General features: G+C 59.3%; 27 protein-coding genes and 1 tRNA gene. 16 read left to right on the top strand and 12 right to left on the bottom strand.

The features are described from left to right. Window positions 1-156 precede the first annotated feature (156 nt). Window positions 157-1557: a D-serine/D-alanine/glycine transporter gene (gene cycA / locus QMZ29_RS23975; RefSeq protein ID WP_043141829.1), complete on the top strand. Its 1401-nt coding sequence runs from the start codon at window positions 157-159 to the stop codon at window positions 1555-1557. A 48-nt stretch (window positions 1558-1605) separates the two neighbouring features. On the opposite strand, the gene QMZ29_RS23970 is transcribed toward cycA, so the two are convergent. After that, a complete protein-coding gene (locus QMZ29_RS23970) occupies window positions 1606-2529 on the bottom strand; it encodes a DMT family transporter (RefSeq protein ID WP_147823344.1) in 924 nt (307 codons plus the stop codon). Between the two features lie 67 nt (window positions 2530-2596). Between QMZ29_RS23970 and QMZ29_RS23965 the strand changes: the two genes are divergently transcribed. Then, window positions 2597-3172, top strand: a complete 576-nt coding sequence (locus tag QMZ29_RS23965; protein WP_141969664.1) for a helix-turn-helix domain-containing protein — start codon at window positions 2597-2599, stop codon at window positions 3170-3172. A 117-nt stretch (window positions 3173-3289) separates the two neighbouring features. Beyond that, the gene (locus QMZ29_RS23960) at window positions 3290-3760 is read left to right on the top strand and encodes a helix-turn-helix domain-containing protein (RefSeq protein WP_261423670.1); all 471 of its coding nucleotides are present in this window, start codon (window positions 3290-3292) and stop codon (window positions 3758-3760) included. Here the strand turns inward: QMZ29_RS23960 and QMZ29_RS23955 are convergent. After that, window positions 3744-4667: a LysR family transcriptional regulator gene (locus tag QMZ29_RS23955; protein ID WP_261423671.1), complete on the bottom strand. Its 924-nt coding sequence runs from the start codon at window positions 4665-4667 to the stop codon at window positions 3744-3746. The genes QMZ29_RS23960 and QMZ29_RS23955 overlap by 17 nt on opposite strands. Window positions 4668-4735: 68 nt before the next feature. Between QMZ29_RS23955 and QMZ29_RS23950 the strand changes: the two genes are divergently transcribed. The 4 genes from QMZ29_RS23950 (at window position 4736) to QMZ29_RS23935 (ending at window position 7574) form a co-directional block, all read left to right on the top strand. Next, complete coding sequence (locus tag QMZ29_RS23950) at window positions 4736-5353, top strand: LysE family translocator (RefSeq protein ID WP_261423672.1); 618 nt, start codon at window positions 4736-4738, stop codon at window positions 5351-5353. Between the two features lie 78 nt (window positions 5354-5431). Further along, window positions 5432-6031 carry an NAD(P)H:quinone oxidoreductase gene (wrbA, locus tag QMZ29_RS23945; RefSeq protein WP_141969672.1) on the top strand — a complete coding sequence of 200 codons (600 nt, stop codon included), beginning with the start codon at window positions 5432-5434 and terminating at the stop codon, window positions 6029-6031. Between the two features lie 236 nt (window positions 6032-6267). Next, entirely contained in the window at window positions 6268-6582 is a 315-nt protein-coding gene (locus QMZ29_RS23940; RefSeq protein ID WP_016928271.1) for a hypothetical protein, read from the top strand. 191 nt (window positions 6583-6773) lie between these two features. Then, a complete protein-coding gene (locus QMZ29_RS23935) occupies window positions 6774-7574 on the top strand; it encodes a DNA/RNA non-specific endonuclease (protein WP_015377376.1) in 801 nt (266 codons plus the stop codon). Between the two features lie 49 nt (window positions 7575-7623). On the opposite strand, the gene QMZ29_RS23930 is transcribed toward QMZ29_RS23935, so the two are convergent. Genes QMZ29_RS23930 through QMZ29_RS23920 form a run of 3 tightly spaced genes read right to left on the bottom strand, consistent with a single transcriptional unit; the run spans window position 7624 to window position 12225 of the window. Further along, window positions 7624-10704, bottom strand: coding sequence for a MexW/MexI family multidrug efflux RND transporter permease subunit (locus QMZ29_RS23930; protein WP_049208068.1), 3081 nt, complete (start codon window positions 10702-10704; stop codon window positions 7624-7626). A 10-nt stretch (window positions 10705-10714) separates the two neighbouring features. Next, window positions 10715-11800, bottom strand: coding sequence for an efflux RND transporter periplasmic adaptor subunit (locus QMZ29_RS23925; RefSeq protein WP_025302327.1), 1086 nt, complete (start codon window positions 11798-11800; stop codon window positions 10715-10717). Beyond that, window positions 11797-12225: a DoxX family protein gene (locus tag QMZ29_RS23920; protein WP_060432839.1), complete on the bottom strand. Its 429-nt coding sequence runs from the start codon at window positions 12223-12225 to the stop codon at window positions 11797-11799. The genes QMZ29_RS23925 and QMZ29_RS23920 overlap by 4 nt, the downstream gene beginning before the upstream one ends. Before the next feature lie 144 nt (window positions 12226-12369). Here QMZ29_RS23920 and soxR point away from each other — a divergent pair, with 144 nt between their 5' ends. Beyond that, complete coding sequence (gene soxR / locus QMZ29_RS23915; protein WP_060432838.1) at window positions 12370-12840, top strand: redox-sensitive transcriptional activator SoxR; 471 nt, start codon at window positions 12370-12372, stop codon at window positions 12838-12840. A 7-nt stretch (window positions 12841-12847) separates the two neighbouring features. Here the strand turns inward: soxR and QMZ29_RS23910 are convergent, their stop codons facing one another. Beyond that, the gene (locus tag QMZ29_RS23910; protein WP_060432837.1) at window positions 12848-13777 is read right to left on the bottom strand and encodes a LysR substrate-binding domain-containing protein; all 930 of its coding nucleotides are present in this window, start codon (window positions 13775-13777) and stop codon (window positions 12848-12850) included. 150 nt (window positions 13778-13927) lie between these two features. Between QMZ29_RS23910 and QMZ29_RS23905 the strand changes: the two genes are divergently transcribed. Then, a complete protein-coding gene (locus QMZ29_RS23905) occupies window positions 13928-14188 on the top strand; it encodes a YdgH/BhsA/McbA family protein (protein WP_173889796.1) in 261 nt (86 codons plus the stop codon). Window positions 14189-14345: 157 nt separating this feature from the next. Here QMZ29_RS23905 and QMZ29_RS23900 read toward each other — a convergent pair whose 3' ends face one another. From QMZ29_RS23900 to QMZ29_RS23890, 3 genes are all read right to left on the bottom strand, one after another. Then, entirely contained in the window at window positions 14346-14738 is a 393-nt protein-coding gene (locus QMZ29_RS23900) for a hypothetical protein (protein WP_261423673.1), read from the bottom strand. 27 nt (window positions 14739-14765) lie between these two features. Continuing rightward, the gene (locus QMZ29_RS23895) at window positions 14766-14981 is read right to left on the bottom strand and encodes a hypothetical protein (protein ID WP_016928277.1); all 216 of its coding nucleotides are present in this window, start codon (window positions 14979-14981) and stop codon (window positions 14766-14768) included. Between the two features lie 216 nt (window positions 14982-15197). Beyond that, window positions 15198-15285: transfer RNA gene (locus QMZ29_RS23890), tRNA-Ser, on the bottom strand. 228 nt (window positions 15286-15513) lie between these two features. Here QMZ29_RS23890 and yccA point away from each other — a divergent pair. Then, window positions 15514-16173, top strand: a complete 660-nt coding sequence (gene yccA, locus QMZ29_RS23885; protein ID WP_004928091.1) for an FtsH protease modulator YccA — start codon at window positions 15514-15516, stop codon at window positions 16171-16173. A 111-nt stretch (window positions 16174-16284) separates the two neighbouring features. Then, window positions 16285-16614 (top strand): sulfurtransferase TusE, encoded by a 330-nt coding sequence (tusE, locus tag QMZ29_RS23880; RefSeq protein ID WP_004928095.1) that lies wholly within the window; start codon window positions 16285-16287, stop codon window positions 16612-16614. Between the two features lie 34 nt (window positions 16615-16648). Here tusE and yccX read toward each other — a convergent pair whose 3' ends face one another. Then, window positions 16649-16927, bottom strand: coding sequence for an acylphosphatase (yccX, locus tag QMZ29_RS23875; RefSeq protein WP_025302318.1), 279 nt, complete (start codon window positions 16925-16927; stop codon window positions 16649-16651). A 92-nt stretch (window positions 16928-17019) separates the two neighbouring features. On the opposite strand from yccX, the gene rlmI reads away from it, so the two are divergent. Together rlmI and hspQ are read left to right on the top strand one after the other, a co-directional pair. Beyond that, a complete protein-coding gene (gene rlmI / locus QMZ29_RS23870; RefSeq protein ID WP_025302317.1) occupies window positions 17020-18210 on the top strand; it encodes a 23S rRNA (cytosine(1962)-C(5))-methyltransferase RlmI in 1191 nt (396 codons plus the stop codon). A gap of 60 nt (window positions 18211-18270) precedes the next feature. Further along, window positions 18271-18588 (top strand): heat shock protein HspQ, encoded by a 318-nt coding sequence (gene hspQ, locus QMZ29_RS23865; protein WP_004928104.1) that lies wholly within the window; start codon window positions 18271-18273, stop codon window positions 18586-18588. Between the two features lie 60 nt (window positions 18589-18648). Here the strand turns inward: hspQ and QMZ29_RS23860 are convergent, their stop codons facing one another. Then, window positions 18649-19062: a CoA-binding protein gene (locus QMZ29_RS23860; RefSeq protein WP_025302316.1), complete on the bottom strand. Its 414-nt coding sequence runs from the start codon at window positions 19060-19062 to the stop codon at window positions 18649-18651. A gap of 256 nt (window positions 19063-19318) precedes the next feature. Here QMZ29_RS23860 and QMZ29_RS23855 point away from each other — a divergent pair, with 256 nt between their 5' ends. Together QMZ29_RS23855 and QMZ29_RS23850 are read left to right on the top strand one after the other, a co-directional pair. Next, window positions 19319-19984, top strand: coding sequence for a DUF2057 family protein (locus tag QMZ29_RS23855; RefSeq protein WP_025302315.1), 666 nt, complete (start codon window positions 19319-19321; stop codon window positions 19982-19984). Between the two features lie 123 nt (window positions 19985-20107). Further along, complete coding sequence (locus QMZ29_RS23850) at window positions 20108-20566, top strand: methylglyoxal synthase (RefSeq protein WP_016928284.1); 459 nt, start codon at window positions 20108-20110, stop codon at window positions 20564-20566. Between the two features lie 33 nt (window positions 20567-20599). On the opposite strand, the gene helD is transcribed toward QMZ29_RS23850, so the two are convergent. After that, the gene (gene helD, locus QMZ29_RS23845; RefSeq protein ID WP_261423674.1) at window positions 20600-22654 is read right to left on the bottom strand and encodes a DNA helicase IV; all 2055 of its coding nucleotides are present in this window, start codon (window positions 22652-22654) and stop codon (window positions 20600-20602) included. A gap of 166 nt (window positions 22655-22820) precedes the next feature. Between helD and QMZ29_RS23840 the strand changes: the two genes are divergently transcribed. After that, window positions 22821-23273 (top strand): YccF domain-containing protein, encoded by a 453-nt coding sequence (locus QMZ29_RS23840; protein WP_049204263.1) that lies wholly within the window; start codon window positions 22821-22823, stop codon window positions 23271-23273. The last annotated feature ends 22 nt before the right edge of the window (window positions 23274-23295 follow it).

The following is a 23295-nucleotide window of genomic DNA, read 5'->3' as shown; positions in this document are numbered from 1 at the left end:
ACTTTTATCCCACGTATAAATGTTGTAAACATGTTGCACAAAGGTGGCGTTATTGCACTACCTTACTAAAGCCGGACCAACCGGATAAATGTATAAAAAAGAGCCACTTCAGAGCTCACGACTTCACTAATGACAGGTAAAACAGGACATCATCAGATGGTAGATCACTCTAAAATAGCGACTGACGCGACGCCCGCTTCAGAAGATCATCTACGGCGAAACCTTACTAACCGACATATTCAACTGATCGCCATCGGCGGCGCCATCGGCACCGGTCTGTTTATGGGCTCCGGTAAAACCATCAGCCTGGCCGGCCCTTCGATCATCTTCGTGTACATGATCATCGGCTTTATGCTGTTCTTCGTGATGCGCGCCATGGGTGAGCTGCTGCTGTCTAACCTGGAATACAAATCGTTCAGCGATTTCGCCGCGGATCTGCTCGGCCCGTGGGCGGGTTTCTTCACCGGCTGGACCTACTGGTTCTGCTGGGTGGTCACTGGCATCGCCGACGTTGTGGCGATCACCGCCTACGCCCAGTTCTGGTTCCCCGGACTGTCACAGTGGATTGCTTCACTGCTGTGCGTGCTGTTGCTGCTCGGCCTTAATCTGGCGACGGTGAAAATGTTCGGCGAAATGGAGTTTTGGTTTGCGATGATCAAAATCGTCGCCATCGTCGGGCTGATCGTCGCCGGGCTGGTGATGATCGCCATGCAGTTCCAATCGCCGACCGGCACCGTGGCCTCATTCACCCATCTGTGGAATGACGGCGGCATGTTCCCGAAAGGCATCAGCGGTTTCTTCGCCGGCTTCCAGATCGCAGTATTCGCCTTCGTCGGCATTGAGCTGGTGGGCACTACCGCCGCGGAAACCAAGGATCCGGAGAAGTCATTGCCGCGCGCCATCAACTCGATTCCGATCCGCATCATCATGTTCTACGTGTTCGCCCTGATCGTCATCATGTCGGTGACGCCGTGGAACTCCGTGGTGCCGGACAAGAGCCCGTTCGTTGAACTGTTCGTGCTGATTGGCCTGCCGGCCGCGGCCAGCGTGATCAACTTCGTGGTGCTAACCTCCGCCGCCTCCTCCGCCAACAGTGGGGTGTTCTCCACCAGCCGCATGCTGTTCGGGCTGGCGCAGGAAGGCGACGCGCCGAAATCGTTCGCCAACCTGTCCAAGCGCGCGGTGCCGGCCAACGGCCTCACCTTCTCCTGCATCTGCCTGCTGGGCGGCGTGGTGCTGATTTACCTGATCCCGAACGTGATGACGGTCTTCACCCTGGTGACCACCGTATCGGCGATTCTGTTCATGTTCGTCTGGACCATCATCCTGTGCTCGTATCTGGTTTACCGCAAACAGCGCCCGGCGCTGCACCAGAAATCGATCTACAAGATGCCTGCCGGCAAGCTGATGTGCTGGGTATGCATGGCGTTCTTCGTGTTCGTGCTGGTGCTGCTGTCGCTGCGCGAAGACACCCGCCAGGCACTGATCGTCACCCCGCTGTGGTTCATCGTGCTCGGCCTGTCTTACGTGTTCCTGCGCAAGAAGAAAACCGCGTGATGCAAAAAGGGGCGGATCTCTCCGCCCCTTTCTTTCTACGCCTCTGCGCTAATCCGCTTCCGTCGCCACCGCTGCTTTCCCCTTGCGCCGTATGCGCAGCTCGCTGACTACCACCCCAATCACGATCAACGCGCCCCCCAACAACGCCACGCCCGGTAAACGTTCACCGGCGAGCCGCCCGACAATGCCCGCCCAGACCGGTTCGCCGGCGTAAATCACCGTGGCCCGCGTCGGCGAAACGCTGCGCTGCGCCCAGTTCATGGTCAGCTGAATCAAAGCGCTGGCCAGCCCCAGCCCAATGGCGCTGTACAGCAGGTAATCCGAGTACGGCGGCGGCGACTCGCCGGTCGGCGCCATCATTAAAAATGAGGTCAGCGAGGCGGTCGCCAGCTGCACGATGGTCACCCGGCGGATATTCACCTTACCGGCGAAGGCGCCGATCAGAATGATCTCTGCCGCCATCCCCAGGGTACCGGCCAGCGTCAGCATTTCGCCGAGGCTCAGCGTCATGTCGGTGCTGCTCGGCGCCGCCAGCAGCATCAGGCCGGTAAAGGCCAACAGAATACCGATCCACGACATGATGCCGGGGAACCGCCCCAGCACCAGCCACTGCAACAGTGGCACGATCGGCACGTACATGGCGGTGATAAACGCCGATTGGCTGCTGGTAATCGTCTGCAGACCGACGGTTTGCATGCTGTAACCAAACATAATCGCCAACCCGATCAGCCCGCCCGCCTTCAGTTCATACAGGGTCAGGCCGCGCAGGACGCGCAGCGAAAACAGGGTCAGCGCCAGCGTGGCGGTGGCGAAACGCAGGCCGACGAAAAAGAACGGCCCGCTGACCTGCATCGCGTGATGCACCGCCAAAAAGGTGCCGCCCCAGATCATGGTGATGAAAATCAACACCGCTTCCGGCAGCCTGATTTGCGGAACCACGGCGGAAATAAAGGATTTTTTTGCTGCTGACACCGGCTTGCCCTTCCTGCTGAGTGCAATATAATGCACAGATCCTGCCAGTATGAGATAAAGTCCGGCGATGAGCAATACGGCGCATAACGCAAAAACCGATCCCCCCAAGGTGCTGCAGTACCTGAGCAGCAATCTGCGCGGCTACCGCCAACAGGCGGGCCTGAGCCAGATGGCGCTGGCCGAGCTTTCCGGCGTCAGCCGCCGCATGCTGGCGGGCATCGAGGCCGGCGATCGCAACGTCAGCCTGGCGGTGCTCGACAAGATCGCCGCCGCCCTGGCGATTTCCTTCACCGATCTGATCCAGGCGCCGGAGGCGCGCGGCAGCCATATGGTCGGGGAATTGGCCTGGCAAGGCGCGCAGCCGGGCAGCCAGGCGCTGTTCGCCGCCAGCGTGCCGGCGCGGCAGCGGGCTGAGCTGTGGGAATGGACGCTGATGCCGGGCGAGCGCTATGACTCTGCGCCGGACGCCGAAGGCTGGAGCGAAATGATCTACGTGATTGCCGGTACCCTGACGCTGGAGCTGGAACAAGATACGCTGACGCTCAGCGCCGGCGCCGCGCAAACCTTCAACAGCGATCAACGCTACGCTTACGCCAACCACGGCGACCTGCCCCTGCGTTTTATCCGCAACGTCGCCTTCTGACCGCCCGCCGACCCGCACCGGCGGCGGATGTCGTGTCGCTGTCGTGCCGCTGTCGTGGCGCCGCCATCCCGCTCGCCCTACACTGAATGACAGTGACAGCGAACTCAGGAGTGCACCATGCAAAAGTACCGCATCAGGCCATTACGTCTGGAAAAAGGCTGGTCGCAGGAGCAGCTGGCGACGATCGCCGGCCTCAGCACCCGCACCGTCCAGCGGATTGAAAACGGTGAACAGGCCAGCCTGGAAACCTTGACCGCGATCGCTGCCGCGCTGGGCGTGCAGGTCAGCGATCTCAATGCGCAGCCGCAACAGGCAATGAAGGAAGAGACGCCTGACGAACAGCGCCTTCGTCGCCAGGTCGCGGCAGAAGGCAAACTGCTGAGCATGGCGCTGCGTTTCGCCGTGATTGGCGTGATGTTGTTCGTCATCAACTGGTTTACCCACCCGCAATATCTCTGGTCGCTGTGGGCGATCGGCGGCATGAGCCTCGCGCTGGTCATGCGGGCGGTGCGCACTCTACTGCTTCGTAACGTCTTCAGCCGCTGGCAGGAACAGCGGCTGGCGCAAAAACTCAGGCGTCTGCCGTGAGCCTCAACCACTCGGCCAGCCGGGCCAGCGCGCTGCCCGGTACGATCGCCTGCGGCGACAGCAGGTAATAACCGCTGCCGTCAGGCGTAAAGCCAAAGGGTGCGCTCAACAAGCCGGCGGCCAGATCGTCTCGCACTTGCAGCCACGGGCCCATCGCGATGCCAAGACCGGCGACCGCCGCCTGCAGGCTGAAATAGAAATGATCAAAGCGCTGCTCTGGATGCCCCACCAAGGCCATCCCCTGTTGCTGCGCCCAATGCCACCAGGCATCCGGCCGGGTGGCGGCATGCAGCAGCTTCGCGCCGGGCCGCAAACTCAGCAGGCTGCCCTCAGCGGTCGTCATCCTTGCCAATGCCCCGGGTTGGCACACCGGCCCAACCTTTTCACTGAACAGCGCCAGGCTATGCACCTGCTTTCCCCAATCGAAGTCATTGCGCCTGATCGCCGCCGTAATGCCGTCATGGAACGAAAACGGCCCGCCACCGGCCACCAGTTGTAAGTTGATGTCCGGGTGCGCCTGCTGAAAAGCCGGCAGACGTGGGATCAGCCAACGCATCAATAAGGTCGGTTCACAGGACAAGACCAGCGGCGCGTCGAGCGCCTGCTGACGCAGTTCCAGCGCGGTATGATCCAGAATGCCGAAGGCCTGCTGCGTCGCCTGAAACAGCTTGCGCCCCGCCGCCGTGAGCAGTACCCGCCGATGGCGGCGCTCAAACAACGCCACGCCCAGTTCCTCTTCCAGCGCCCGCACCGCCCGGCTGACGGCGCCATGCGTCAAATTCAGCCCCTGCGCCGCCTGCGTAAAACTTTCCAGCCGCGCGGCGGCCTCGAAGCAGCGCAGTCCGCCCAACGGCAACGGCCTGCCGGTTTTGCGTGAGTTTTTCTCACCGATATTGTCACTATTCATCGTTTGTCACCGAGAAAAATTACTCTTATAAATCAGTCACTCTATTGTTAAACATCGCAAGGATAACTATGACTGAACTCATCGCTGTCGTCACCATTACTTTACTCGCCGTGATAAGCCCAGGGCCGGACTTCGCCATGGTCTCGCGCAACAGTCTGCTGCTCTCACGCCGCGCCGGCATATTGACCGCCTGTGGCATCGGCGCCGGCGTACTGGTTCATGTCAGCTATACGCTGATTGGCGTCGGCGTGTTGATTCAACAATCGCCCTGGTTGTTTAACCTGCTCAAAGGCATCGGCGCCGCTTATCTGATCTATCTCGGCTTTACGCTGCTGCGCAACGCGGCGCATCAGGATGCCACGCCCAGCACCGCGTCGGCCGCCATCAGCGATTTCGGCGCGCTGAAAACCGGCTTTTTCACCAACGCGTTAAACCCGAAAACCACCATTTTCATCGTCAGCCTATTCATGCAGGTCGTCTCTCCACACACCCCGCTCAGTGTACAAATCGGCTATGGCCTCTTTATTGCCGCCGTCCATGTGTTCTGGTTCGCTGCCGTTGCGCTGCTGTTTTCCGCGCCTGGCGTCAATGCGCGCTTTTTGCGCTTGCGCCGCGGCATCGACCGTACCTTTGGCGGGTTGCTGATCGCCTTTGGCACCTTGCTGGCGATCGCCGGCATCAGGTAACGCCGCGACGCCAAGTTCGTCATTCGCTTCTATGCTTATCAAGGGTTTTTGTGAATCATCTGAGCGGGAGTACGGAACATGACGAAAGTGTTGGTGCTTTATTACTCAATGTACGGCCATATCGAACACCTGGCGCAGGCGGTGGCCGAAGGCGCGAATCGGGTTAACGGCGTGGACGTGACGATTAAACGCGTGCCGGAAACCATGACGCCGGAAGCCTTCGCCAAAGCCGGAGGCAAACAACATCAGCAGGCGCCGGTCGCCAGCCCGCAGGAACTGGCGGACTATGACGGCATTATCTTCGGCACACCGACCCGCTTCGGCAATATGGCCGGGCAGATGCGCACCTTCCTCGATCAGACCGGCGGCCTGTGGGCTTCCGGCGCGTTGTACGGCAAGGTTGGCAGCGTCTTCTCCTCCACCGGCACCGGCGGCGGACAGGAACATACCATCAGCTCGACCTGGACTACGCTGGCGCACCACGGTTTCATTATCGTGCCGATCGGCTATGCCACGCAGGAACTGTTTGACGTTTCGCAGGTGCGCGGCGGCACCCCATATGGCGCCACCACCATCGCCGGCGCCGACGGCTCGCGGCAGCCGAGTAACGAAGAGCTGACCATTGCCCGCTACCAGGGCGAACACGTGGCAAAAATCACCGCCAAGCTGAAAAGTTAAGCACCCTCCAGCCCCCGTGATTCAAAGGGCCGCGCATTCGCACGGCCCCATCTTGTTGCCAACCCGCCGCAAGGTTAGAATGCCCCTCCCCCGGCCATTCAGCGTCTGAAGGCCAGGCCCGAATTCGTTCTGCCCGTCGCTCATCCGCTTTCAGCCCGAGGACGGGCGTTCTGTTTTTTGCGCACAGCGAAGGGAATAAGTCAGTGTCTAAAGATTTTGATGAACTAATAAGAGACATGGATCTTATTATTGAAAATGTAGACAGCTTCAAGGCTCTGGCTCCGCGCGCGCCCGAGCCGGCTCCGGCCCCGCCGCCGCCGGTTCATCACTACGACTCGTTCTGCGAAAACATCGCGCTAAAAGTCGTCTTGAAGGTGCTGCTGTCTTCGGTGGACAAGATAGTCAAAGTACAGATCGCCAACAAGGTCGAGCAGGAAATCGCGCAGATCGAACAGCAGGTGGTGCGCGCCGGCGGCGGCCCGGTATCACCGGACGATCTGGCGCAGATGACGCATTACGTTCGCCGCACGGTCAACGACCTGCTGGAGTAATCCTCCCCCCTTTGAAACGGCGTCTGTTGGACGCCGTTTTCATTTCTGCCGCATTTCACGTGCGGCTTGGCTGTACCATGACTGACACATTCACAACATGAATATGTTGCATTGTTGTATTCGTTTCACTGCGATAAGTTTATTTTACTGTAAATATATACAGTGCTTTTTAACTTATTGAGGATATGAATATGCGCTTTAACAACAAGATGTTGGCCCTGGCCGCCCTGCTGTTCGCCGCTCAGGCGTCGGCCGACACGCTCGAATCCATCGACAACTGCGCGGTCGGCTGCCCGACCGGTGGCAGCAGCAACGTGTCTATCGTGCGTCATGCTTATACGTTGAACAACAACAGCACCACCAAGTTCGCCAACTGGGTGGCCTATCACATCACCAAAGACACACCGGCTAGCGGCAAGACGCGCAACTGGAAAACCGATCCGGCGCTCAACCCGGCGGACACGTTAGCGCCCGCCGATTACACCGGCGCCAATGCGGCGCTGAAGGTCGATCGCGGTCATCAGGCGCCGCTGGCTTCGCTGGCGGGCGTTTCCGACTGGGAATCGCTGAACTACCTGTCCAACATCACGCCGCAAAAGTCCGATCTTAACCAGGGCGCCTGGGCGCGGCTGGAAGATCAGGAACGCAAGCTGATCGATCGCGCCGATATCTCCTCGGTCTATACCGTGACCGGGCCGCTGTATGAACGCGATATGGGCAAACTGCCGGGCACCCAGAAAGCGCATACCATCCCCAGCGCCTACTGGAAGGTGATTTTCATCAACAACAGCCCGGCGGTGAACCACTATGCCGCCTTCCTGTTCGATCAGAACACGCCGAAGGGCGCCGATTTCTGTCAATTCCGCGTGACGGTGGACGAGATCGAGAAACGCACCGGCCTGATCATCTGGGCCGGTCTGCCGGACGACGTGCAGGCTTCGCTGAAGAGCAAGCCCGGCGTCCTGCCGGAGTTGATGGGCTGCAAAAACTGACGAAAAAACCCGCCGAGGCGGGTTTATTTTTCATACGGGCGCCGGCGGTTTATTCCGTCAGCGCCTTTTGCGCGGCGGCCAACTCACGCTGCCGGGGCGACGCCACCGCATGATCGCGCGCCAACAGCGTGTACACCGTCGGCAGCACGAACAGGGTAAACAGCGTGCCCACCAGCATGCCGGAGACGATCACCAGCCCCAGCCCGAAGCGGCTGGCGGCACCGGCGCCGCTGGCGAACAGCAGCGGGATCAAACCGAACACCATCGCCCCGGTGGTCATCAGCACCGGCCGCAGGCGAATTTGCGCCGCCTGCAAAATCGCGTCGCGCCGCGTCAGCCCCTGATGCATCTGCAGTTCGTTGGCGAACTCCACCATCAAAATACCGTGCTTGCTAATCAGCCCGATCAGGGTCACCAGCCCGACCTGGGTATAGATATTCATCGTGGCGTAACCCAACGCCAGCGGCAGCAAGGCGCCGCAGATCGACAGCGGCACGGTGATGAGGATGATCAGCGGATCTTTCAGGCTCTCGTACTGCGCCGCCAGTACCAGGTAAATGATCACCAACGCCGCCAGGAACGCGAACGCCAGCGCGCTGCCTTCCTGGGTATATTGGCGCGAATCCCCCTGCCAGTCATGGCTAAAGTCGGCCGGCAACGCATTCGCCTGCCGTTCGAGGAAGGCCACCGCTTCGCCCATCGAAACGCCGGGGGCGGGAATGGCCTGCAGGGTGGCGGCGTTCTGCTGGTTAAACTGAGTCAGCTTGTTCGGTTCGACCTTAACGGCCACCGATACTACGGTGGAGAGCGGCACCAGCGTATTGTCCTGGGTGCGGACGTACTGCCGCGCCAGCGCCTGCGGCGTCAGCCGCTGTTCGCGCAGACTTTGCGGGATGACGTCATAGGCGCGCCCGTCCATGCCGAAGCGATTGAGGTAGTTCTCCCCCACCAGCACCGCCAGCGATTCGCCGATGTCGCTCATGCGGATCCCCAGACTGTTGGCCTTGGCGCGGTCGATATGCACCTCCGCCAGCGGGTTGTTGTAGTCCAGATCGCTGTCCACCACCATAAACAGGCCGCTGTTTCTGGCGTTCTGCTTCACCTCTTCCAGGGTGCGGTACAGCTGCGGGTAGTCCTGCGGCGTACGCAGCACCATCTGCACCGGTAGCCCTCCGGTGGAACCCGGCAACGCGGGCAGTTGGAAGGCGAAAATGCTGGTGCCTTCGACGTCGTTCACCGCCCGTTGCAGATCGGCCTGCACCGCCGACGCCGAACGCTGGCGCGCCTGCCACAGCGTCAGGTTGATGCCGCCAATGCCGGACGCCGTGCCGTCGCTGCCGTTGATGATCCAGCGGCTTTCGGTTTCCGGCATGCGGTTGTAGACCTCATCCAGCTTGTAGGCGAAGCGTTCGACATAGTTCAGGTTGGCGTGCTGCGGCGCCTTGATGGCGGTCAGTACGATGGCCTGATCCTCGGTCGGCGCCAGCTCGCGCTGCGGCATCAGGTACAACAGCGGCAGGCTGATCATCACCAACAGCGCCAGCGTCCCAGTCAACCAACGGTGGTGCAGCGAGAAGTCCAGCGCGCGCGCATAACGCCGCGTCAGGCCGCCGAAGAACCACTCGGCGGCGTGCGCCACGCGCCCTTCGCTCTGTTTGGCCGGCAGCAGGAGCGAGCTCATCACCGGCGACAGCGTCAGCGCCACCACGCCGGACACCACCACCGCCCCGGCCAGCGTCAGCGCGAACTCGCGAAACAGCGCGCCGGTCAGCCCGCCCATCAGGCCGATCGGCGCATAGACCGCCGCCAGCGTCAGCGTCATGGCGATCACCGGTCCCGCCACCTCGCGTGCGCCGATCATCGCCGCCGCCAGCGGCGTTTTCCCCTCTTCGATATGGCGATGTACGTTCTCCACCACCACAATGGCGTCGTCCACCACCAAACCGATCGCCAGAACCATCGCCAGCAGCGTCAGCAAATTGACGCTGAAGCCGAAGGCCAGCATCAGCCCTGCAGCGCCAAGGATCGACAGCGGAATGGTCACCACCGGGATCAACACGGTGCGCAGCGACCCCAGACACAGATAGATCACCGCAACCACGATCGCCAGCGCTTCGAGCAGGGTATGCACCACTTCATCGATCGAGGCCTGAATAAAGCGCGCGGTCTCGAACGCCAGCGCCATCTTCACGCCCGGCGGCTGCATCTTGTCGATCGCCGGCATCAGGTGACGAATGCCGTCGACGATCACCAGCGGGTTGCCGGTCGGCGTAGGGAAGACGCCGAGGAACACCGCTGGTTCGCCATCCATCAGGGCACTGGTTTCGGTGGCCGCGGCGCCTAGCTCCACGGTGCCAACGTCTTTCAAGCGCACCAGGCCGTTGCCGTCGTTGCGCACCACCAGATTGCGGAACTCTTCCACGCTGGTGAGATCGGTATTCACCCGCACGTTGGCAACCACGTACTGCCCTTTTACCTTGCCCGGCGCCGCCTGGTAGTTGTTGCGCCGCACCGCGTCGGCCACGTCGGCGGCAGTCAGGCCGCGGCCGGCCAGCCGATCGCTGTCCAGCCACAGGCGCATCGCCATTTTTTGCCCGCCAAACACTTCCACCTTGGCGACGCCGTCGATGGTGGTGAACATCGGCTCCACCACCCGCGTCAGGTATTCGCTCAGCGCCGGTGTGGACAGCGTTTTACTGGAGAAACCGACATAGGCCACGGCAGTAGCTTCACCGGCGGACCGCTCAATCACCGGATCGTAAGCCTGCTCCGGCAGCTTGTAGCGCACCTGGTTGACCTTGGCCATCACTTCGGTCAGCGCCTGGGTGGAGTCGCGGTTCAGCGCCATACGCACCGTCACCACGCTGCGCCCCTGAACCGACGAGGAAGAAAGGTAGTCAACGCCCTCGACGGACGACACCGCCTGGGCGATTGGCTGCGTGACAAAGCCCTGCATCAGCTCGGACGACGCGCCGGGATAGTCGGTGCTGATGGTAATGGTAGAGTTTTCCAGCAGCGGGTATTGGCGGATCGGCAGTTTGCTGAGCGCCAGCGCGCCGAACAGCAGGATCAGGGTGCTGACCACCAGCGCCAGCACCGGCCGGCGCACGAACAGATCGGTAAATGTCATCGGTCTCTCCTCAGGAACCGGCCGGGGCGGCGTTCAGGGTATCCTGCGCCACCGGCTCGGCCGCCATGCCGTCGCTCAGCTTGAGCTGGCCCGAAGTCACCACCCGATCGCCTTCCTGCAGGCCGCTGACTATCTCGACGCGCCCGTCGTTGCGCTCACCCACGGTGACCGAGGCGCGCTTGACCGTCATGCCCTTTTCACCCTGCTGCGCCAGAAACACGGTATCGCCGTACGCCGTATAGGTCAGCGCCGTTTCCGGCACCGTCAGCACCGCCACGCGTTGCCGCTGCGTGACGCGAATGCCCGCGTACATGCCCGCCTTCAGCAATCCCTCACGGTTGCTCAACGTCGCCTGTACCTGCACGGTGCGGGATTTGCCGATCATCGGGTCGATAGCGGTAATGGCGGCGGGGAAAGCGCGATCGGGATACGCCCCAACCTGCACCGACACCGCCTGCCCCAACGCCAGCCCGGCGCTGCTTTGTTCGTCCAGCGAGAAATTGACGCGCAGCGTATCGGCGTCCACCAGGTTCGCCACCGCCTCGGCGGCGTTGAGGTATTGCCCTTCATGCACGCGGCGAATGCCGATGGTGCCGGAGAACGGCGCTCGGACCGCCTTTTGCGCAATTTTGGCCTGCGTTTCCTGCACCGCACCGAACGCCATATCCCGCTCGGCCAGCGCATCGTCCAGCTGTTGCCGCGCGGTAGCGTTGAGGTTCATCAGCTTGCGCATGCGCGCCAGCAGGAGATCGGCATTGCGCAATTGCGCCTGCAGGCGCACCAGCTCAGCCTGTTCAACCGCATCGTTAAGCTGCACCAGCAGTTGCCCCTGCCGCACCGTTTGGCCGGATTCGAACAGAATGCGTGTGATGCGGCCGCTGGTCTCTGCCGCCACTTCCACCTGGCTGGCCGCCTCCAGCTCGCCCACGCCGGCATAGCTGCGCGCCGCCTGCTCACGCAGGGCGGGCGCCAGCGCCACTTTAACCGGCGGATAGGCCGGCGCGCCTTCGCTTTGTCGCGCGGTGGAACGCATCGCAACGGCGGCGACGGCGAGTGCCGCCAGCAGCGCGGCAATAATGAGGTATCGTTTCATCATGACTCCTCGCAGACATCTGCCAGACGTTGGCGCAATCGGCTGGCGATGGCCGTCACCCACAGGCCGCCGATCACCGAGATGTGTTCCAGCGCGAAGTAGAGGGAAATTTGCATCCTGGGAGCGGACATATTCCAAAAGGTGTGTACGATCGCGATAGTCAGGATCAGGAATACCGACAGCATGCCGGCGCCCAGCCACACCCACCGGTTCAGCAGAATCAATACCGAACCTGTCAGCAGCACCGCCGCTGACGCCAGGTTGAACAGCCAGGCCGGATGCAAACCGGCAGCGCGCATTTCCGCCAGGCTCCCTTCGATGTCGAACAGCTTGGCGAGCCCCGACGAGATGAAAATCACCATCAAGCACAGGCGTGCGAGCAGCCAAAGCCAATAACTGTCCAGAGCGGTGTTGATAAAGCGTTGCATAACGATTTCTTCCTGATTTTACAGCCAAAGCCATCCTTTTCCCCGATAAGACGGGGGCAGGTCTCGAGAGATGCCGGTTGCCAAACCCGGCAGGCTGAACTATAAAACCTCAGGTTAACTTTAGGTCAAGTTAAGGAAGATAAAATGGCAAGAAATGAACCGATTGACGCCAATCGGCTATTGACCGTCGGGGAAGTGGCGAAACGCAGCGGCGTGGCGGTATCCGCGCTGCACTTCTACGAGAGTAAAGGGCTGATTCAGGCGACGCGCAACGCCGGTAACCAGCGCCGCTACACGCCGGTGGTGTTGCGCTATATCGCGGTGATCAAAATCGCGCAAAGCGCGGGCATTCCGCTGGAGGAGATCCGCGCCACGCTGGGGCGTTTTCCCACCGGCAGCAAGCTAACCGCCGAACAATGGGGGATTTTATCCTCCTCCTGGCGCAAAACGCTGGATGAACGCATACAGCGGCTGACGGTGCTGCGCGATCATCTCGACAGCTGTATCGGCTGCGGCTGCCTGTCCCTCGCCGACTGCCCGCTGCGCAACCCAAACGATATATTGGGCCAGCAAGGAGCCGGCGCGCATATTTTCGAACACCCGGATGGGCAGTGATAAGCAGCTAGGCAACCGGCATCGTTGAGAGGCGGCGATTGGCTTCGGCGAATACCGCGACGCTGTGATCGATAAACGCCCGCACCGGCGGCAACAAGCCTTTGCCACTGGTGAACACCAGATGAACAATGCTGTTCGGCGCACGCCACTGCGGCAGCAGGCGCAGCAGTTGACCCGTTCGCAATTCGTTGGCACACAAATGGATCGGCAAAAACGCTACGCCCATCCCGGCAATCGCCGCACTATGCAACGTGCTGTAATCCCCGCAACACAGCCGGGGTACATGTACGAAAGAACGTTTATTGCCTGCATTATCCTCGAATTCCCATCGTTCGCGATCCAGCCACTCTCCCATCGATAACGTCGGCAAGCTGGCCAGCTGTTCGAACGACTGCGGCAAGCCGCCGGCTTTCTCCACCAGCTGTGCGCCGGCGACCAAAATGCGTTGCCGCACGCCAAGATCGCGTTTAATCAATGATTGATCCTGGTCGAAATGACTCGTAATGCGAAACGCCACATCGATCTTTTCATTGATCAGATCCACATGGCGCTCATGGATCAACAGTTGTACGCGTACGTCCGGGTAACGCGTCATAAAATTCAACAGCAGATGGGAATTATAATACTGCATCAAACCGGGCGGTGAACTGATGCGCAGGCAGCCGCTCACTTCGTCCCGAGCACGGGCGACGATGGCCTCAGTCGCCTCCAACCGCTCGATAATCGCCTCACACTGCCGATACACATCGCGGCCAATATCCGTAACACGGAAACTGCGCGTCGAACGTTCGATTAATCGCGCACCGTAACTCGTCTCCAGGCGAGACACGCATTTGCTGAGTTTGGACTTGGCTTCGCCGCTCGCCCGCTCCGCTGCGGCGAAACCACCGTGTCGCACCACCAAAGCAAACAATTGAAGATCGTTCAAATCCTGCATGCCCCCCCCTTATTGTTCCCATTTTGGAAACGATGCATTACGCTTTCAGGCACTACCGCGCTGGCACCTTGCTGCTTATCCTTTAGCATAACGAAACAAAAAGATTCAACCATAGCAAATGACAAGCGTATTGTGCTTGAGGAGAACATCATGAAGAACGTCATGTTGAAAACGATGCTGCTAGGCGCTTTTGTCTTTTCAGGTGCAACAGTCGCGGCAACGCAAATCAATAGTCAACAGGCGGACGCCCTGACGCCGCGCCAGGTGATTACCGTTAGCGGTGCCGCGAATCTGAGCGATGCGGAAAAGATGTTGGCAGACAAAACCGACAAGGCTGGTGCCCGTTATTACAAAATCATCGCGATCGTAGGTAATAACAAGCTGCACGCCAGCGCAATGACTTATCAATAACGAACCCTGGCAGCGGTAACTGCCGTTTTTTTGCACCACCCCATTCATCATGGATAAATAATGTTCAACGTGGCCGAAGTGTTGATTTCATCCTGCGTCACACCATCGCGCTGATAAGGGTAATAATAAGCGCCCAGGCCGATGATGAAGTAACTGTTCAGGCTGCCGCCGACGATGACATGAAACAGTTAGGTGGCGCTGCCGCGATCGACATTGGAGGGCGACAACACCACCGGCGAACTCGACGCGTCGCGTTTGACCAGGCGTAACCCCCCTCTTGCGCGCCGCCCTCGTTGGCATTTGTCAGCGCGCTGGCTTCGGAGGCCAGCAGGTTATTGCTGGACAGAAACATCTCGACGGCGCGATCGGCAATGCCCTCCTGCCGCATATTCTGGCAGTTGATATTCAGCGAGAACGGCGTGTAACCGGGTTGGTGGTTATTCAGCCCCTGCGCCATGCGCATTTTAGGCAATCTGACCGTCAGGCCGGCGTTGCGGGGGGAGTAGAGAGGCAGCGAAGAAGCACAATGGGGCGCGCTCGTGGCAAACACGCCCCAGATACCGATTAGAAGCGAGGACTATTTTACCGACATATCCGTACGGACGATGCCATGGTTTTTCATCACCTCTTCCATGGTGAGGTTCTCGTCGTACGGCGTATCGTCCACCACGACGTCTTGCGGGCGCACATAAGGTTTGGTCGCACGCTTGAACATCCACCACCACACGAACACCAGGAAAGCGCCGGACTTCAGAAAGATCATGGTCCATAAGGCGACTTGATACCAGTTCATCTCTGTCTCCATAGAGCATTAAGCGAAAATAGATAAGGCGGCGTTGATTATCGCGCCGGTCACGCCTGACACGAGCAGCCGACCTTGATAAACGCATAATCTCACCGATGCGTGGCCCTTATCAATAGCCGATCGCGTTTCCTGGAAAGGCTTGCCGTTTTCTCCGCACGCAAAAGCAAAAAACCCCGTGCTCAGAGAGCACGGGGTCAGAATGTATGGCGGAGGAGCAGAGATTCGAACTCTGGAACGGTTTCCCGTCGACGGTTTTCAAGACCGTTGCCTTCAGCCACTCGGCCACCCCTCCGCAACGACGCGCACTATAAACAGACCTTATTCGCTTGTAAAGCCCGGGCGCGTTCAACCGCGCGAAAAATCAGCGAAGGCGCGGCAAACGGCGAACAAACACGCGTCCACATCCCCGCTGTTGCCGTAATGATAACTAAGGGTAAAGATTGGTAAACAAACTTTAATCAACCGCTTGCGCTGCCTATTATCGGGATTATTTTGTGATGGCTTGATAAGAGAGAGCATTATGGACCGCATTGTCGTCTCATCTTCTTCGCGCGACTCGCTGCTCAGCACGCATAAAGTCCTGCGTAACACCTATTTCCTGTTATCCCTGACCCTGGCCTTCTCAGCCCTGACCGCCACCGCCAGCACGATGCTGGGGCTGCCGGCGCCGGGCTTGCTGCTGATGCTGGTTGGCTTCTACGGCCTGATGTTCCTGACCCATAAACTGGCCAACAGCCCAGCGGGCATCTTGGCGGCGTTCGCGCTGACCGGTTTCATGGGATATGCCCTCGGCCCAATCCTCAGCTCGTTCCTGAACGCCGGCGCGGGCGACCTGATCATGCTGGCACTGGGCGGCACCGCAGCGGTGTTCTTCTGCTGCTCGGCGTATGTGCTGACCACCCGTAAAGACATGTCGTTCCTGTCCGGCATGATGATGGCAGGTTTTGTGGTGCTGCTGGTGGCGGTGATCGCCAACCTGTTCCTGCAGATCCCTGCCCTGCACCTGGCTATCAGCGCGCTGTTCATCCTGTTCTCCGCCGGCGCGATCCTGTGGGAAACCAGTAACATCATTCACGGCGGCGAAACCAACTACATTCGCGCCACCGTTAGTCTGTACGTGTCGCTCTACAACATGTTCATCAGCCTGTTGAGCATTCTGGGCTTCGCCCGCAGCAACTGATCGCACGTTACGCTTGCCTTCCAGGCCCCGCTCCGGCGGGGCTTTGTTTTTTGCGGCCGAAAAAATTTGCTAAACTGGCGGCCGTTCCGAATTATCCGTTATCGAGGCAGTATGTTGGAGTTTGAAGGTCAGGTTATTGACACTGACGCGCAGGGCTATCTGAAAAACAGCGCCGACTGGCATGAAGGCCTGGCGCCGCTGCTGGCCGCGCAGGAAGAGATCGTGCTCACCGAAGCACACTGGGAAGTGGTGCGCTTCGTGCGCGACTTCTATCAGGAATTTAATACCTCACCGGCTATTCGCATGCTGGTCAAAGCGATGGCACAGAAATACGGCGAAGAAAAAGGCAACAGCCGCTATCTGTATCGCCTGTTCCCGAAAGGACCGGCCAAACAAGCCACCAAGATCGCCGGGTTGCCCAAACCGGTAAAATGCATCTGACCGCTCCGCCCGCAGCGCCGCTGCAGGCGAGCGTTTAATAGCGAATGCCGAACCCATCGTAGTCAGCCACGCCGTGTGGCTCCACCAGCACGCGTTCGACGCGCGCGCTGCGCGGGCCGCCCTGTTTCAACCACTCCACCAGCCTATCCACCTGCGCCTGTGTGCCGCAGGCCACCACCTGGACACTGCCGTCATCAAGGTTGCGCGCATAGCCGGCCACCCCCAACGCCTCGGCCTGCCGCTGAGTGGAATAGCGAAACCCCACCCCCTGCACCACGCCATACACATACGCAGCAATGCAAACTTGTGTCATAATCGCCCCCTTAATTAAGTTTTCGTTATGGCATTGCCGTGCCTTTGCACCGCCGTGTCACTCTTTCTATCCTAGCTGGCAGCATTTTAATTATGACCGTACGCCTGTTTCTCGCCAAAGGACGTGAAAAGTCCTTACTCCGCCGTCACCCTTGGGTGTTCTCCGGTGCCGTTCAACGCGTTGAGGGCAAAGCCCACTCCGGTGAAACCATCGATATTCTCGACAGCCAGGGCAAATGGCTGGCTCGCGGCGCCTATTCGCCCGAGTCGCAGATCCGCGCACGCGTCTGGACTTTCCAGCAGGATGAAGAGATTAACATCGATTTCTTTATTCGCCGCCTGCAGCAAGCGCAAAGCTGGCGAGATTGGGTCGCACAGCGCGACGGTCTGGACGGATACCGTCTGATCGCCGGCGAATCCGACGGCCTGCCGGGCATCACTATCGATCGCTTCCAGAATTTCCTGGTGCTGCAGCTGCTGTCCGCCGGTGCCGAATACCAGCGCCCGGCCCTGCTTTCCGCCCTGCAGCATTGCTACCCGGAATGTTCGATTTACGATCGCTCCGACGTTGCGGTGCGTAAAAAAGAAGGCCTGCCGCTGGCGCAGGGCCCGGTGCTGGGCGATCTGCCGCCGGAACTGCTGCCTATCACCGAGCACGGCATGAAGCTGCTGGTGGACATTCAGCAAGGGCACAAGACCGGTTTCTACCTCGACCAGCGCGACAGTCGCCTGGCGGCGCGGAACTACTCTGCCGGCCGCCGGGTGCTGAACTGCTTCTCCTACACCGGCGCCTTCGCCGTTTCCGCTCTGATGGGCGGCTGCGCACAGGTGATCAGCGTGGATACCTCGCAGGCAGCGCTGGACATCGCCAAACAGAACGTCGAGCTCAACAAGCTCGATCTGAACAAGGCGGAGTTCGTTCGTGATGACGTGTTCCAACTGCTGCGCAACTACCGCGCTCAAGGCGAAAAATTCGATCTGATCATCATGGATCCGCCTAAATTCGTCGAGAACAAGAATCAGCTGGCCAGCGCCTGCCGCGGTTACAAGGACATCAACATGCTGGCGCTGCAGTTGCTGAATCCAGGCGGCATTCTGCTCAGCTTCTCCTGCTCCGGCCTGATGCCGACCGACCTGTTCCAGAAAATTTTGGCCGATGCCGCTGTAGATGCCGGACGTGATGTACAATTTATAGAACAGTTCCGCCAGGCTGCCGATCACCCGGTGATCGCCACGTATCCTGAGGGGCTGTATCTGAAAGGCTTCGCTTGTCGGGTGATGTAACTTGAAATGCGCTGCCTTGCCCCCATATATGAGCAAGGCATTGTTTCTCAGGAGGTCATCATGATTGCCAGCAAATTCGGTATCGGACAACAGGTTAGGCATAAACTGCTGGGGTATTTGGGCGTCGTGATCGATATCGACCCGGAATACTCTTTAGAACAACCCAAAGCTGACGAGATAGCGGCGAACGACGAACTGCGTTCCGCCCCTTGGTACCACGTGGTGATGGAGGACGAGGAAGGCCAACCGGTGCATACCTATCTGGCGGAAGCGCAGCTGGATGGCGAGCCCCAGGAAGCGCACCCCGAGCAACCATCGCTGGATGAACTGGCGGAATCCATCCGTCACCAGTTACAGGCGCCACGTTTGCGCAATTGATCGCGCCAAGACCTGAGAAACCCCGAGAGGGCCCGGCATCGCGCCAGGCCCTTTTTTTATTTAGCGCTCCAGCCCTAAACGCGGGATTTCGATTTTCGGGCAGCGATCCATCACCACCTGCAGCCCGGCCTGTTGCGCCAGCTCCGCCGCCTGATCGTTAATCACGCCGATCTGTAGCCACAGCGCCTTGGCGCCGATCGCTATCGCCTCTTGCGCCACGCCGTAAGCCGCCTCCGAATTGCGAAACACATCAACCATATCCACCGGCTGTGGGATAGCGGCCAGCGTGGCATAAACCGGCTGCCCCAGCAGCGTCTGCCCCGCCAGTTTTGGGCTGACCGGGATCACTTGATACCCTTGCGCCAACAGATACGCCATCACCCCATAGCTGGGCCGCGACGGGTTATCGCTGGCGCCCACCAGCGCGATGGTTTTCACCTGCTGCAACAGCTCAACAATCTCTTGATCTTGCATCTTCAACTCCCGTTTATCACTGCGTCACTTTCCATTTCGAGTGTAACCGATCGGCATTCGCTCGGTTAAACGCTAATGCGAAGGAAACTTCACCGCAATCTTATGGTCAGAGGCTGTCGCGGTTCAGCTGCGCACGGTCGTGTCTAAACGCGATAAAATATGTAAAAATGTAAACAAAATACCCGATTGAAAAATTTTGACACAACCTATGCCGTGTTCAACACTTAGAGCTACGTCACTTTATAAGGAGATAATGATGAAATTTGGTCTGGTGGTTGCGGCGTTGCTCAGCATCAGTATGCCTGCCGCGGCTACGACCCTGAAACTCTCCCCGGACATCGACCTGCTGGTGGTCGACGGCAAGAAAATGACAGGTTCGTTGTTAAAAGGCGCCGACAGCCTTGAACTGGACGGCGGGCAGCACCAGCTGCTGTTTAAAGTGACCAAAACCGTACGTTCCGGCCAGCATACACAGGCCTATACGTCCCTGCCGCTGGTTGCCACCTTCAATACGCAAAAGATTAGCCAAGTGGCGATCGAACTGCCGCGCATCGAGAACGATCGTGATGCGCAACGCTTTGACAGAACGTTGAATTATCTGGTGGTCGATAAAGACGGCAACGCCCTGCCGTTCCGACATGATGCGCTGCATCCCGACAGCGTCACCTTCAATACCGATTTGGAAAAGGTGATGACCGATTACAACCGCCAGAACCGCCCGGCCTCCGTTCCGGCCTTTGTTCAGGCGAACGCAGGCAATCCCTCAGCCCTCGCGTTGGCCGGCGCGCCGCTGAACGCCCCGACGGTAACGTTGAAAGGTGAAAACGTGTCGGAACAGATGTTGCAATACTGGTTCCAACAGGCCGACAAGGAAACACAGAAACGTTTTCTACGCTGGGCCAATAAACAACCGATTCGCTGATCCCTTCCGGCGTCTTTCCCCGTAAAGGCGCCTTTTCTTCGCATTTTCAGGCGCAAACGCTAGGCAGTGAAAAACAGTTTCAGTAATCTGTCGCACATCCCCCGATGAGCGAAGGACACTGAGATGGAATTGACTACCCGCACTATCGCCGCGCGCAAACACATTGCGCTGGTGGCGCACGATCACCGCAAACAGGCCCTATTGGAGTGGGTAGAAAGCCACAAGACTATTCTGGCGCAGCACCAGCTGTACGCCACCGGCACCACCGGTAATCTGATCCAGCGCGCCAGCGGCATTCCCGTCACCAGCATGCTGAGTGGCCCGATGGGCGGCGATCAGCAGGTTGGCGCACTGATTGCGGAAGGCAAGATAGACATGCTGATCTTCTTCTGGGACCCGCTGAACGCGGTGCCGCACGATCCGGACGTGAAGGCGCTACTGCGGCTGGCGACAGTATGGAATATTCCGGTGGCCACCAACCGCTCGACCGCCGATTTTCTGATCGACTCTCCGCTGTTCAAAAACGAGGTGGAGATCGCCATCCCCGACTATCAGCGCTACCTGCAAGACCGCCTGAAATAATCCTCACGGCCTGGCTGGCGCCAGGCCTGATGCCTACGGTTTTTTCTGCACCGGTACGCCAAGATCCTGCAGGTGTTCGACGAACACCGAAGGGCGTTCACGATCCTGCAACAGCCATACCTGATGTTTGGCGCGCGTCAACGCGACATACAATAGACGGCGCTCTTCGGCATCCGGGAAATCCTCCGGCTGCGGCAGTAGCACCTCTTCCAACACCGACTCGCGCGCCACGGCGGGGAAGCCGTCACGCCCCTCATGTAAACCGGCAATGATGACGTATTCCGCCTGCTGCCCTTTGCTGGCGTGGATGGTCATAAACTCCAGATCCAGCTTGGGCCAGCGGGTGCCCGCCTTCGCCAGCGCTTCCGGTTTCAGATGATGGTAACGCGCCAGCACCAGGATGCGCTCATCCGGCTTGGCGTAGCCGCTCAGTTTATCCAGCAAGGGCTCCAGCTGCTCGTGTGGCAGGATCGCCACCGACTTTTTATTGCCCTTGCTCAAGCTGTTGAGCGGTTTTTTCAGCTGGTGCGGGTTTTGCTGCACGAACCGGTTGGCCACCTCGCCGATACGTTCATTGAAGCGATAGGTGGTATCCAGCGCGCACTGCGCGCCTTCGCCGAAGTTCGTGGCGAAGGCCGTGGTTAACGTCAATTCTGCGCCGCTAAAGCGATAAATCGCCTGCCAGTCATCCCCCACCGCAAACAGGCAGGTCTGCTTGTTCTGTCGGCGCAATGCCGCCAGCAACAGCGCACGCTGCGGTGAGATATCCTGAAACTCGTCGACCAGAATATGTTTCCACGGGCTGACGAAGCGCCCCTTGTCGAGAATGTTGACCGCCTGATGGATAAGGCCGGAGAAGTCCACCGCCCCTTCCTCTTTCAAGGCGCTTTTCCAGGCTTTCAGCAGCGGCGCCATCAGCCGGATACGTTTTGAGAACAGATCGCGGATGTCTTCATCCGCCTGCTCAATCATTTCCGCCTGGCTGCCGCCGTGCATGCGCATCAGCCCCAACCAGCGTTCCAACCGGCTTGCCAGGCGATCCGCCAGGCGCTTATCCTGCCAGAAGTCGCCTTCCGGCACTTCCCATTCCAGCTCTTCGGTCAACCATTGACGCCACCCCTTGGCCTGCGCTTTCTTCTCCGCGCACTGTTGGCGCCAATGGGTAATCAGCAGCTCTTTGCGCGCTTTGGCATCGGTTTCCAACCGGCTGATGGCCGGGGCCTTGCGGCTGCCTTGTTGAATGATTTGCAGCGCCAAGGCATGGAAGGTCTTGGCCTGAATGCCGACATCACCCAAACGTTCTTTGATGCGGTCGTTCATCTCGCCAGCGGCCTGGCGGCCGAAAGCCAACAGCAAGATTTGGCCCGGCTGCGCCTCCTGACGGCGCAGCAGCCAGCCGGCGCGCGCCACCAGCACCGACGTTTTGCCGCTGCCGGCCCCCGCCAATACCAGAACGGAATCCTCGCCGTTGACCACCGCGCGGCTCTGGGAGTCATTGAGCGGTGAGCTTTCGACGGTCTGGAAGAAGTCGTGATGTTGCTCCAGCATGCGATCGGTCCACTGCCGGTTGCGTTGTTCGACGCTGTGTAGCCCCTGCTGCAGCCATTGCAGACACAGTTGGTAATCGGCCCGGCAGTTATCGAATTCCTCCAGACGCGTCACCGGCATCGGCAACGCGGAGAAAGCCTCACGGATTTGCTGTTGCAGCTTGCCCAGCTCAGACTTTTTGAACCATTTATCTTGCTGCTCTATGCGCTGAATCTGTGCCACCTGCTGTTGCAACACGCCGGCACTGACCTCACTCATTTCGGCGCTCCACTGCTGCCACGCCTGCTGCAGATAGTGATAAAAACGTTGCGTTTCCTGCCATTCGGTGCCGTGCAGCCGCACCACTTTTTCGTCCGGCAATTCAAATTCCAGCTCGCCCCAGACGATGCCCCGCTTGCACCTGACCTGAATCAGTTGATTGAAGGGGATCAGGTATTCATGTTTTTCCCCGCTCACCTCAACGCCGGCGTGCAGCAACCGCACGCGGTTATAAGGGTGCTGAGCCAGGTGTTTCCCCAGCGATGTCGCTTTAAGTTCCATATCGTCGCGCCATGACTATGTTGAGATTAAATAACGGATATCTGCCAGTTTACCTGCGATAAGCAGTGGCACTCTAGCGCTAAAAAAAGGGTAGAATAGATTTTGCGTTTTTATCGTGAATACGCCCGCATCGCGGTTTGGCTATCATTAGAGCAGAATGACGTCTATGCGTACTGTACTGAATATTCTTAATTTTGTGTTGGGCGGTTTCTTCACCACGCTAGGCTGGCTTATTGCTACGGTGTTCAGCGTGCTGCTTGTCATCACACTGCCGCTTACCCGCTCCTGTTGGGAAATCACCAAGCTGTCGCTGGTGCCGTTCGGCAACGAAGCGATGCACGTCGATGAACTGTATCCGGAAAAAAGCAATGCGCTGCTCTCCGCCGGCGGCTCGCTGCTCAACATTATTTGGCTGGTGCTGTTTGGCTGGTGGCTGTGCCTGTCACACATCGCCGCCGGTATCGTGCAATGCGTTTCAATCATCGGCATTCCGGTCGGTATCGCCAATTTCAAAATAGCCGCCATCGCGCTGTGGCCGGTGGGACGCCGCGTCGTCTCGGTAGAAATGGCTCAGCAAGCCCGTATTGAGAATGCTCGCCGCCACTATCAACAGCGTTAATTTTTTCTCCGTTTGAGGAGTT

Source organism: Serratia sp. PF-27 (assembly GCF_030053255.1).
In the GTDB taxonomy this organism is placed as follows: Bacteria; Pseudomonadota; Gammaproteobacteria; order Enterobacterales; family Enterobacteriaceae; genus Serratia; species Serratia bockelmannii.
Note: the sequence above shows the minus strand (reverse complement) of the source record. Positions and strands in the feature narration are given on the sequence as shown.

Coding starts and splice junctions, on each gene's coding strand:
- cycA (WP_043141829.1), top strand. CDS start 157: ATGGTAGATCACTCTAAAATAGCGACTGACGCGACGCCCGCTTCAGAA.
- QMZ29_RS23965 (WP_141969664.1), top strand. CDS start 2,597: ATGAGCAATACGGCGCATAACGCAAAAACCGATCCCCCCAAGGTGCTG.
- QMZ29_RS23960 (WP_261423670.1), top strand. CDS start 3,290: ATGCAAAAGTACCGCATCAGGCCATTACGTCTGGAAAAAGGCTGGTCG.
- QMZ29_RS23955 (WP_261423671.1), bottom strand. CDS start 4,667: ATGAATAGTGACAATATCGGTGAGAAAAACTCACGCAAAACCGGCAGG.
- QMZ29_RS23950 (WP_261423672.1), top strand. CDS start 4,736: ATGACTGAACTCATCGCTGTCGTCACCATTACTTTACTCGCCGTGATA.
- wrbA (WP_141969672.1), top strand. CDS start 5,432: ATGACGAAAGTGTTGGTGCTTTATTACTCAATGTACGGCCATATCGAA.
- QMZ29_RS23940 (WP_016928271.1), top strand. CDS start 6,268: ATGGATCTTATTATTGAAAATGTAGACAGCTTCAAGGCTCTGGCTCCG.
- QMZ29_RS23935 (WP_015377376.1), top strand. CDS start 6,774: ATGCGCTTTAACAACAAGATGTTGGCCCTGGCCGCCCTGCTGTTCGCC.
- QMZ29_RS23930 (WP_049208068.1), bottom strand. CDS start 10,704: ATGACATTTACCGATCTGTTCGTGCGCCGGCCGGTGCTGGCGCTGGTG.
- QMZ29_RS23925 (WP_025302327.1), bottom strand. CDS start 11,800: ATGATGAAACGATACCTCATTATTGCCGCGCTGCTGGCGGCACTCGCC.
- QMZ29_RS23920 (WP_060432839.1), bottom strand. CDS start 12,225: ATGCAACGCTTTATCAACACCGCTCTGGACAGTTATTGGCTTTGGCTG.
- soxR (WP_060432838.1), top strand. CDS start 12,370: ATGGCAAGAAATGAACCGATTGACGCCAATCGGCTATTGACCGTCGGG.
- QMZ29_RS23910 (WP_060432837.1), bottom strand. CDS start 13,777: ATGCAGGATTTGAACGATCTTCAATTGTTTGCTTTGGTGGTGCGACAC.
- QMZ29_RS23905 (WP_173889796.1), top strand. CDS start 13,928: ATGAAGAACGTCATGTTGAAAACGATGCTGCTAGGCGCTTTTGTCTTT.
- QMZ29_RS23895 (WP_016928277.1), bottom strand. CDS start 14,981: ATGAACTGGTATCAAGTCGCCTTATGGACCATGATCTTTCTGAAGTCC.
- yccA (WP_004928091.1), top strand. CDS start 15,514: ATGGACCGCATTGTCGTCTCATCTTCTTCGCGCGACTCGCTGCTCAGC.
- tusE (WP_004928095.1), top strand. CDS start 16,285: ATGTTGGAGTTTGAAGGTCAGGTTATTGACACTGACGCGCAGGGCTAT.
- yccX (WP_025302318.1), bottom strand. CDS start 16,927: ATGACACAAGTTTGCATTGCTGCGTATGTGTATGGCGTGGTGCAGGGG.
- rlmI (WP_025302317.1), top strand. CDS start 17,020: ATGACCGTACGCCTGTTTCTCGCCAAAGGACGTGAAAAGTCCTTACTC.
- hspQ (WP_004928104.1), top strand. CDS start 18,271: ATGATTGCCAGCAAATTCGGTATCGGACAACAGGTTAGGCATAAACTG.
- QMZ29_RS23860 (WP_025302316.1), bottom strand. CDS start 19,062: ATGCAAGATCAAGAGATTGTTGAGCTGTTGCAGCAGGTGAAAACCATC.
- QMZ29_RS23855 (WP_025302315.1), top strand. CDS start 19,319: ATGAAATTTGGTCTGGTGGTTGCGGCGTTGCTCAGCATCAGTATGCCT.
- QMZ29_RS23850 (WP_016928284.1), top strand. CDS start 20,108: ATGGAATTGACTACCCGCACTATCGCCGCGCGCAAACACATTGCGCTG.
- helD (WP_261423674.1), bottom strand. CDS start 22,654: ATGGAACTTAAAGCGACATCGCTGGGGAAACACCTGGCTCAGCACCCT.
- QMZ29_RS23840 (WP_049204263.1), top strand. CDS start 22,821: ATGCGTACTGTACTGAATATTCTTAATTTTGTGTTGGGCGGTTTCTTC.